Here is a 7,282-nt window from a genome sequence, read left to right on the forward strand (position 1 = left end):
TCCACGCTAGTCCACCGCACTCGGCGTCGCATGGTGGGATAGCTGGTGGGGTAGAATGGCGCGCGAAATCAATCGCCTTTCGGCTCGCAAGGTCCAGACGCTGAACGAGCCCGGCCGGCACGCCGACGGCGGTGGCCTTCACCTCGTGATCGAGCCCAGCGGATCGAAGCGCTGGGTGATGCTCTACCGCATGCCGGGCCGCCGTCGCGAGATGGGCCTCGGCTCCGCGAGCGCGATCACCCTGGCCAGAGCGCGTGAGCTGGCGGCGGCCGCCCGGGCGCAGATCGCCGAGGGCATCGACCCGATCGACGCCAAGGCCGCGGCGGTCGCGCTCCCTTCCCCGCCAGCACCGGTCACGTTCGCCGACGTGGCTGAGACCTACATGGCCGACCGTGAGAAGTGCTGGCGGAACGCCGCGCACCGCGCGCAATGGCGCCAGACGCTGGAGGTCCAGGCCGCGAGCCTCTGGCGCATGCCGGTGGCCGAGATCGGCACCGACGACGTGCTCGCGGTGCTGCGGCCCATGTGGCACGAGAAGGCCGAGACGGCGCGCCGGATCCGCGGACGCATCGAGCGCGTCTTGGATGCGGCCCGTGTCGGCGGCCACCGGTCCGGCGAGACCCGCGGGCTGACCTGGGGCGAGGTCGATATGGCCGCAGCGCTCTGGACGCTCCCGGCCGAGCGCATGAAGGCCGGCCGGCTTCACCGGGTGAAGGCGCGCACTGTCACTTCATCCTGCGCGATATGCGCGTCATCGCGATGCAGCCGCTTCACCCACAGCCGCAGGGCCGGGGGCACGCTCGGTTGCCACGAGGCGAAGTCGCACCACGCCCGGCCCGTGCAGGCCATCTGCCAGCGCATCTGCGGGCGGTGATCCTCCGGGATCTCCCCGGCGAGCAGCGTTTCCAGATGGGTCCGCGGCGTCGGGCACTTGAACTCGACCAGGCCATCGACCCCGACGAGGCGATCCGGGCTGGCCCCGGCCATGGCGATCGTCGGATGGTCCACGAACCCGACCTTCGCGGTGTCGACGCCGTACAGGAATTCGTAGGCGTCGCAGGCCTGCGGCTCCCGCTCCGAGCCCTCCAGCATCGCGGCGGTGAGGTAGTGCTGCGCCCGCAACGCCCGGCCGGTCACCGTGCTGTGGGCGCTGGCGATGATCACCTGGGTGGGCGTGGTGGCGCCGATGATCGGCCTGCAGGTCGAGGTGGTGGCGGCGCTGAAGGGCGTCCCGGCGGAGCTGTGGTCGCTGCTCACCGTCGGGATCGGCGCCTACATGCTGGCCCGCTCGGTGGACAAGATCGTGCCGCAGGTGATCGGGTCGAAGAGTTGAGCCCCGGGGCCGCGGGCGCGCCTCGATGACGGACGAGACACCGCCCCGGGTCCGGACGGCTCGGACGGGCCGCGGCGAGCGAAGGACCGGACCCATGGCCGACCATCTGCCCGAATGGATCGGGCGCCTGATCGAGCGCGTCGAGACCACCGGCCGGCAGATGGATGCGCTCGGGGGCAAACTCGACCGGATGGACGAGAAGCTGGAGGGCGTGGCCTACCGGCGGGACATCGAGCACTTCGTGGCGCGTGACGAGATCGAGCGGCGGATCGACAAGGCGGTGGACGGCGCAAAGGCGGAGGCCGCCAAGGGGCTGGCCGAGGTCGCCGGGCAGGTGCGGGACCTGCGCAAGATCGGCTGGGGGCTGGCCTTGGCGGCGCTGCTGGCCTTCGGGGGGATCGTGCTGGCGAAGATTGGGTTGGCAGGGCGGTGAGCTGTGCGAGCTGATTCAACCTGATGACCGGCGTGGATTTTGAGCCCCGACACGCCTCGTAGAGACTACCATCAGCCCCACCGGCACCGCCCAGCGGGGCTTTTTCGCGGGCGCCATGATGTCTTGATCGACGCGTATCAGCGCCGAGACATGCATTCCCGCATGAAGGCGCCGCGTTGCGACATAGTATATCGATTGAATGCAGCCGATCCTTTTCCGGGGTTGCGCGAGTAGAGGCCCTTCAGCACTGCCTCAGACAAACAGCGTTCCCGCTTCTCATTCACCTGAGCCACCGCTGAGGCTGCTGTCGTGGCCAGAGCACCGAGAATGATCACAGCTCTGATCATGGTCCACTCTTTGATTTCGAAGGCAAAGCGCGGGCTCGCGACGAGACAGCTACGCACTCCGACAATTTGTGCCCGATCTTGCGTTATCGGCAAACGACGCGAAAATTCGCGTCGCGTACTGGCTCGGCCTACAAGGCTGAAATCAGTGGCTCTCTGCCCCATGAAAGCATCGGAGCGGGGACTGGTCTGGCCGTACGATCTCAGCGAGGATTCGTCACCGAAGGCGGATTGCCATCCGTCCGGAAAGACGCCTCGAATTGCCCGTTGGACGTATCAGCTCGACACTGAACGATTCCCGGCTTTCGATAAGGGTTGGTGAAGCGGCACGATCCGACTGCGTTCGCCCGATCGGTTTTGCCGCCGTACCCGAAAATGACGCCATCGATCGGCTGCACGGCCGTGTCGGGATCCGGCTTCACCTGCTTGTCGCCGAGGCCTGTGAAGGTCAGCGCCGCGCCGGTGTCAGTCACGAAGTAGAAGCCGACCCGGCCATTCCGGTAAATCGTATTCAGGAGTTTGCCGCTGCACTCACGCGTGCGATCCGTACCGCCGATGACGAGCCGATTACAGGCGCCATTTGCGATCGCCATCGTTGGTATCTCAGCCTGACGAGGCGCTGCTTGTGCGCCGCTGACAGCGGCGATCATAGCGAGGGCGATGTGAAGAGTGCGCATCAGATTGCCTTGGCGTGGAACCAGAGTCCCATGCTGCTCAGGTTTTGCATTATAAACTCGACATCATCGGTCTTGATCCTGGTCTCCTTGGAGACGTCGAGAACCTTCATCATGGCGCTCAGGATGCTGCCGCGATTGTCTTTCGAAAGGCTTGGCGCGACCGACATGATGAGGACGACGTAGGACAGCAGGCAACTCGCGGCCTTCTTGGGATCACCTCCAGCGGCGCAGATGAGCGTTACCTCGTCGGCAGGACCGCGCACTTTCGAGCCGCCCACCATCAAGACGGCGAAATCGCCGACCTCGTAGGTGCAAATCGCTCGAGCCTGCTCGCCGCAATCCTTTTGCTTGATATTTACGCGCTCGCCAACGGTTCTGTACTGGCTGGTGAATGTCGAGACAAAATCGTTAGTTCTGAACGAGAAATCCGAGGCCCTTGTCGCTGATGGCATCAGGATGAGGGCGGACGCACCGGCTACGGCTGCACGAATTACAGAGCGGGTCACGCGACATTCTCCAAGGCACTAGAGATTGCCGCTCTCGCGTTGTGGTTGTCTAGGTGTGCGCCAGCTGTCACCGGGGGATAGCGCTCTGCAGGCCGTGATGAGAGCCGATCAGCCGCGCGGTGCCCACCAGCTCGTCGCGCGGATTTGTCTCGAAACCGCCTTGGCTTCTTGGATTTCGAACCAACGCTCAAGCGAAAGCGTTTATCAGCCTTCTACCTAAAGGAAGGTTTTCATGCGCCATCAAGTTCTCGCAGCCGCCGCTGCTTTCAGCCTCCTCGCAGGCGGGGCCTCTGCGCAGGCTCCCGCGGCGACTCCCGTGGCGCCCTCCGCTCCTGGCACTTCGGGCGTGGTTGCGCCGCAGAACAGCACGACCGGTAGCACGGGCGCCGTGACGACTTCGCCGACCGGGCAGCCGGCCGACACGATGTCGAACAGCTCGTCCTCCGCCGGGAATGCCAATCAGCCAGAGCGCGCCGTTCCTCAGGGCGGCGGCGGTGGCGGCAGCAGCAGGTAGCCGCTCATCGCCATCATCTGCGTGCGTTTTCTTCAGCCCCGCCGGCATTGCCGCGCGGGGCGTTCTCACAGTCTGCTCTGCTCTTCGAATGCGCCCTAATTGCAGGTCAACTTCCGGCCCTCGGCCATCCCGACCTTGCGGTAGTGTTCCAGACCCGACTTGATCGCTCGGCCAATGACCGCTCGGCGCACGTCCGGATTGCAGCGCAGATACTCTTCCTCGTTGAACGCGTAGTCGCCACGCCCGCCCCGGGAGCCTCGGTCGTAATCCCGATCGTAATCGCGGCGGTCACGGTCGCCGTAGCCGCGATCTCCGTAGCCGCGATCTCCGTAGCCTCGGTCACGGGGCCCGTAGTCGCCGCGATCGTAGCCGTAATCGCGTCCGCCGTATGGCTGCGCGACGGCCGGAGCGGCTCCGCTGAGTAGCGCCAGGCCAAGGACGGTCGCTGAGATCACCTTCATGTCGTGCTCTCCGTTGTTGCGGGGCGTGAACGCTTTCAACGGTGGGTGGTTCGATTTGCCTGAGCGGATGCCGCTCCCTCGCTCTCCGATTCACTGACGTCAGCGGGGCTTTCCTTTCCCTGCGTCCCGCCTAGCCTCGGTGCGAGGTTTGGCTGAACTTCCCCCCTTTCGGTGCCCGACCTGAGAAGCCCGTCCGGCGCGCCGGCGCGGGCTTTCTCGTGCGCGGAATCCCGGCGCGGGATTGGCCGGCAGCCGGCACGAGCACGGCTCGGTAACCGGTGCTCGCCATCTTACCGCCGAGCCGCGTTGCGTATCGGCTCGGCTCACATGCTGGTGAGATCGGACGCTCCCCCGCCCCGTGAGCAGATCGGGGCGGGGCCGAGCGGGTCTCGCACCCGCAAACGCAGACGTTCACGTTGCCCCGGGCACCCTGGTTTCGGCCGGGGCGCCGCTCGCCGATTTGGGCGCGGGAACCGTGCCGCCGCGTGCGCGTAGACCAATCCCCAAGCGTAGACTCTCTCGAACCGCCCGGCTCCGGCCGCGGCGGTTTTTTCGTGTCCGGCGTCTGCCAGCCGGCCATATCCCTCGAATGCGCCGACCCCGCCGGCCCGCCGCACGGGGCGTTTTCTCGTGCTCAGACGATCACGGCCTCAGCCGTCATATCGGCGCGCGCCGTCTCGGGCAGCTCCTCGAAGCCGTGATAACCGGCGGCCTGGGCGGCGACTTCCAATGCCCGATCCGCTGTGTCGGCCTGTCCTGTCCAGAGGACCGCGCGCGTGCTGTTCTGCCTCACCTGGAAGATCGTCATGCTTACCTCCCGTGCCGTCGATCGTGCGTCGACTGGCAAAGGCAGGATCACCCGGACCTGTTCCGCCCGCAATAGGGTGTCGCCCTGTCCCTTCGGACATCTGCCCGCCGGGTTCGCCGGCGCGGGCTCTTTCGTGCTCGGAATCCCTGCGCGGGACCATCCTCCGGCCGACACCGAACGGCCCGGTAACCGCCGCCGGGCATTCAGCATCACGAGCCGCGTTGCGTATCGGCTCGGCTGAGCCGCGCCGCAGCTCTTCGGCGTCCATCCGGAGCACGGCGTCCTGCGCGTGACGTAGGCCGGTGCCCTGATGGTCAACGCTAGCCGGACCGTCGGCGTCGAGCCCAACCGGATCGTGTTCGACCGCTTCTGCGTCGACCGGACCAAGCCGGGTCAGACCTGGGGACCGCCGGTCTGGGAGTTCGCCGCCATGCGGCGCGGCTGACGCTCAGCCTTGCAGGCTCTCGGCGAAGTCGTCCGGCACCTCGCCCCACTGGCCGAGGATCGTGACGCCCTCCAGCTCGCCGGTCTCGTCGTCGGCCACAACCTTCAGCGCCGCCGCACCCGGCATCCGCCTGGCCGGGTTCTCGGCCTTCTTCTGCGCGCCGCTCTCCGTCTGCGCCGGCTCCTGGCGGGCCGGGCGCAGGCGCTTGCGGTGGATCTCGAACGGCTGCACCACGGAGCTGGTCGTCATCGCCATGGTGCGGCTCCCGTCCTTACGCCGACGTGCCGCCGACCCGTACCGCAGTGAACGCGCGGAACAGCACGGGCCGGCCTGCGGCATCGCGCACGTCCACCGACCACGCGGTCCAATCCTGGCAGCCGACCCCGTCCATCAGGCCCAGCGCCACCCGGTCCGCGTGCTGCCGGATTTCGCGGATGCTCGACAGCCACCGCCCCTGCAGGTCGAACACGGCATCACCGCCTCCCAGGCAGTGGAAGCGATAAAGCCTCCGCGGCATTGGCGTTTTTCCGACCTCTCCACACGTGCCCACTGCGATCTCCGCGGGATCCGACACGACCATTGAACCACGCCTCACCATCGGGCTTTGTTCCCGATGTGTTCTAGTCGAGGTTGTGATCCGGATGCATGCCCAACGGCACGAACCGCCTGTGGAGATCCGTCTGTCCGAGGCCGAGGTGATCGCCCTGGCCTATCACCGGGCCGCCTCCGGCGATGCCTGGGCCGCCCTCGTTCGAGCGGTGGAGGATGCGCTCACCGACCTGCGAGACGCCGAAGCGCGCGTGCTTGCACAGGGGCGGCTGATCTCCCGCGGATACGCACGACGCTGCGTCGGGACGGCCTGAGCCCCGTGCCGATCCACCCGATCGACGCGCTGCTGGTCGGAAGCCCCGACGCCGTCCGCGTGCCCCTGATCGGGCAGGCGCTGTGCGCCGGCTTCCCGTCGCCCGCCGACGACTTCCTCGAGGGTGCGCTGGAACTGCCGCGCTGGCTCGTGCCGAACCCGCCCGCCACCTTCCTGTGGCGGATCAGTGGCTCCTCCATGGAGGGCGCCGGAATCTACGACCGCGACCTCGCCTGCGTCGACCGCAGCCTCACGGCCGGCCATGGCAGCATCATCGTGGCGGCGGTCGACGGCCAGATGAGCTGCAAGCGCCTCGTGATCGACGGCAACACCGCCCGGCTCGCCTTCTGCAACCCGGACCTGCCGGCCTTCGCGGTCGAGGAGCTCGGCGAGGGCGTAATCTGGGGCGTGGTGCGCTTCTCGATCCGCTGGCATGTCGCCCGCGGGCAGCTCCCGTGAGCACGCCGGAGGCTCGCCGGCGTGACCGGATCGGCGGCGGCCGCGCCGTGGCGCTGATCGACGGCAACAGCTTCTACTGCTCGTGCGAGCGCGTGTTCGACCCGAAGCTCGCCGCGGTGCCGGTGATCGTGCTCTCAAACAACGACGGCTGCGCCATCGCCCGGACCGCCGAGGCCAAGGCGCTCGGCATCCGGATGGGCGATCCGTTCTTCAAGATCCGCGACCTGTGCCGCGCCCAGGGCGTGCGGGTGTTCTCGTCGAACTACACCCTCTACGGCGACATGTCGGGGCGGACCAACGCGGTTTACCGGCAGTTCAGCCCACAGGTGGAGGTCTACTCCATCGACGAGAGCTTCCTGAACCTCACCGACGTGGCGCCGGGCCTGCGGGTCGAGCTGGCGCGGGACCTGCGCGCCACGGTGCGGGCCGGACCGGCTCCC

At 67.4% G+C, this 7,282-nt stretch carries 12 protein-coding genes and 2 pseudogenes; 7 read left to right on the forward strand and 7 right to left on the reverse strand.

Features of this window, described 5'->3' with window-relative positions; genetic code table 11:
- The first annotated feature begins 55 nt into the window (after window positions 1-55).
- On the forward strand, window positions 56-874 hold the full coding sequence (locus I53_RS27955) for an integrase arm-type DNA-binding domain-containing protein (RefSeq protein WP_051045102.1): 819 nt from the start codon (window positions 56-58) through the stop codon (window positions 872-874).
- Window positions 875-891: 17 nt separating this feature from the next.
- On the opposite strand, the pseudogene I53_RS35595 reads toward I53_RS27955, so the two are convergent.
- Window positions 892-1,164 (reverse strand): annotated as a pseudogene (locus I53_RS35595) (YqaJ viral recombinase family protein); the annotation flags it as partial.
- Here I53_RS35595 and I53_RS35600 point away from each other — a divergent pair.
- Both I53_RS35600 and I53_RS27970 read left to right on the forward strand, forming a co-directional pair.
- Complete coding sequence (locus I53_RS35600) at window positions 1,139-1,333, forward strand: hypothetical protein (protein ID WP_043357154.1); 195 nt, start codon at window positions 1,139-1,141, stop codon at window positions 1,331-1,333. The pseudogene I53_RS35595 and the gene I53_RS35600 overlap by 26 nt on opposite strands.
- A 94-nt stretch (window positions 1,334-1,427) precedes the next feature.
- Window positions 1,428-1,766: a hypothetical protein gene (locus I53_RS27970; protein WP_043357155.1), complete on the forward strand. Its 339-nt coding sequence runs from the start codon at window positions 1,428-1,430 to the stop codon at window positions 1,764-1,766.
- Between the two features lie 547 nt (window positions 1,767-2,313).
- On the opposite strand, the gene I53_RS27975 is transcribed toward I53_RS27970, so the two are convergent.
- The 4 genes from I53_RS27975 to I53_RS34365 all read right to left on the reverse strand — a co-directional run bounded on the left by I53_RS27975 (window position 2,314) and on the right by I53_RS34365 (window position 5,076).
- Window positions 2,314-2,703: a hypothetical protein gene (locus tag I53_RS27975; protein WP_043357157.1), complete on the reverse strand. Its 390-nt coding sequence runs from the start codon at window positions 2,701-2,703 to the stop codon at window positions 2,314-2,316.
- Between the two features lie 83 nt (window positions 2,704-2,786).
- Window positions 2,787-3,293, reverse strand: a complete 507-nt coding sequence (locus tag I53_RS27980) for a hypothetical protein (protein WP_043357159.1) — start codon at window positions 3,291-3,293, stop codon at window positions 2,787-2,789.
- Window positions 3,294-3,902: 609 nt separating this feature from the next.
- The gene (locus I53_RS27985; RefSeq protein WP_043357161.1) at window positions 3,903-4,268 is read right to left on the reverse strand and encodes a hypothetical protein; all 366 of its coding nucleotides are present in this window, start codon (window positions 4,266-4,268) and stop codon (window positions 3,903-3,905) included.
- 634 nt (window positions 4,269-4,902) lie between these two features.
- On the reverse strand, window positions 4,903-5,076 hold the full coding sequence (locus I53_RS34365) for a hypothetical protein (RefSeq protein ID WP_164706411.1): 174 nt from the start codon (window positions 5,074-5,076) through the stop codon (window positions 4,903-4,905).
- 310 nt (window positions 5,077-5,386) lie between these two features.
- Here I53_RS34365 and I53_RS35845 point away from each other — a divergent pair, with 310 nt between their 5' ends.
- Window positions 5,387-5,521 carry a hypothetical protein gene (locus tag I53_RS35845; RefSeq protein ID WP_286009594.1) on the forward strand — a complete coding sequence of 45 codons (135 nt, stop codon included), beginning with the start codon at window positions 5,387-5,389 and terminating at the stop codon, window positions 5,519-5,521.
- A gap of 3 nt (window positions 5,522-5,524) precedes the next feature.
- On the opposite strand, the gene I53_RS27995 is transcribed toward I53_RS35845, so the two are convergent.
- On the reverse strand, window positions 5,525-5,776 hold the full coding sequence (locus I53_RS27995) for a hypothetical protein (RefSeq protein WP_043357163.1): 252 nt from the start codon (window positions 5,774-5,776) through the stop codon (window positions 5,525-5,527).
- 16 nt (window positions 5,777-5,792) lie between these two features.
- The gene (locus tag I53_RS36290) at window positions 5,793-6,119 is read right to left on the reverse strand and encodes a hypothetical protein (protein WP_374701386.1); all 327 of its coding nucleotides are present in this window, start codon (window positions 6,117-6,119) and stop codon (window positions 5,793-5,795) included.
- Between the two features lie 70 nt (window positions 6,120-6,189).
- Between I53_RS36290 and I53_RS28005 the strand changes: the two genes are divergently transcribed.
- The 3 genes and pseudogenes from I53_RS28005 to I53_RS28015 form a co-directional block, all read left to right on the forward strand.
- The gene (locus tag I53_RS28005) at window positions 6,190-6,384 is read left to right on the forward strand and encodes a hypothetical protein (protein WP_306307455.1); all 195 of its coding nucleotides are present in this window, start codon (window positions 6,190-6,192) and stop codon (window positions 6,382-6,384) included.
- Between the two features lie 5 nt (window positions 6,385-6,389).
- Complete coding sequence (locus I53_RS28010; RefSeq protein WP_043357167.1) at window positions 6,390-6,842, forward strand: translesion error-prone DNA polymerase V autoproteolytic subunit; 453 nt, start codon at window positions 6,390-6,392, stop codon at window positions 6,840-6,842.
- A pseudogene (locus I53_RS28015) lies at window positions 6,839-7,282 on the forward strand (Y-family DNA polymerase); the annotation flags it as partial. The gene I53_RS28010 and the pseudogene I53_RS28015, both read left to right, overlap by 4 nt.

This window comes from Methylobacterium sp. B1 (assembly GCF_000333255.1).
GTDB classification, from domain to species: Bacteria; Pseudomonadota; Alphaproteobacteria; order Rhizobiales; family Beijerinckiaceae; genus Methylobacterium; species Methylobacterium fujisawaense.

Bases quoted from the DNA above. Each gene is read 5' to 3' on its own strand.
- I53_RS36290 (WP_374701386.1), bottom strand. From the start codon at position 6,119: ATGGTGAGGCGTGGTTCAATGGTCGTGTCGGATCCCGCGGAGATCGCA.
- I53_RS27970 (WP_043357155.1), top strand. From the start codon at position 1,428: ATGGCCGACCATCTGCCCGAATGGATCGGGCGCCTGATCGAGCGCGTC.
- I53_RS27985 (WP_043357161.1), bottom strand. From the start codon at position 4,268: ATGAAGGTGATCTCAGCGACCGTCCTTGGCCTGGCGCTACTCAGCGGA.
- I53_RS27975 (WP_043357157.1), bottom strand. From the start codon at position 2,703: ATGGCGATCGCAAATGGCGCCTGTAATCGGCTCGTCATCGGCGGTACG.
- I53_RS35845 (WP_286009594.1), top strand. From the start codon at position 5,387: ATGGTCAACGCTAGCCGGACCGTCGGCGTCGAGCCCAACCGGATCGTG.
- I53_RS27995 (WP_043357163.1), bottom strand. From the start codon at position 5,776: ATGGCGATGACGACCAGCTCCGTGGTGCAGCCGTTCGAGATCCACCGC.
- I53_RS34365 (WP_164706411.1), bottom strand. From the start codon at position 5,076: ATGACGATCTTCCAGGTGAGGCAGAACAGCACGCGCGCGGTCCTCTGG.
- I53_RS27955 (WP_051045102.1), top strand. From the start codon at position 56: ATGGCGCGCGAAATCAATCGCCTTTCGGCTCGCAAGGTCCAGACGCTG.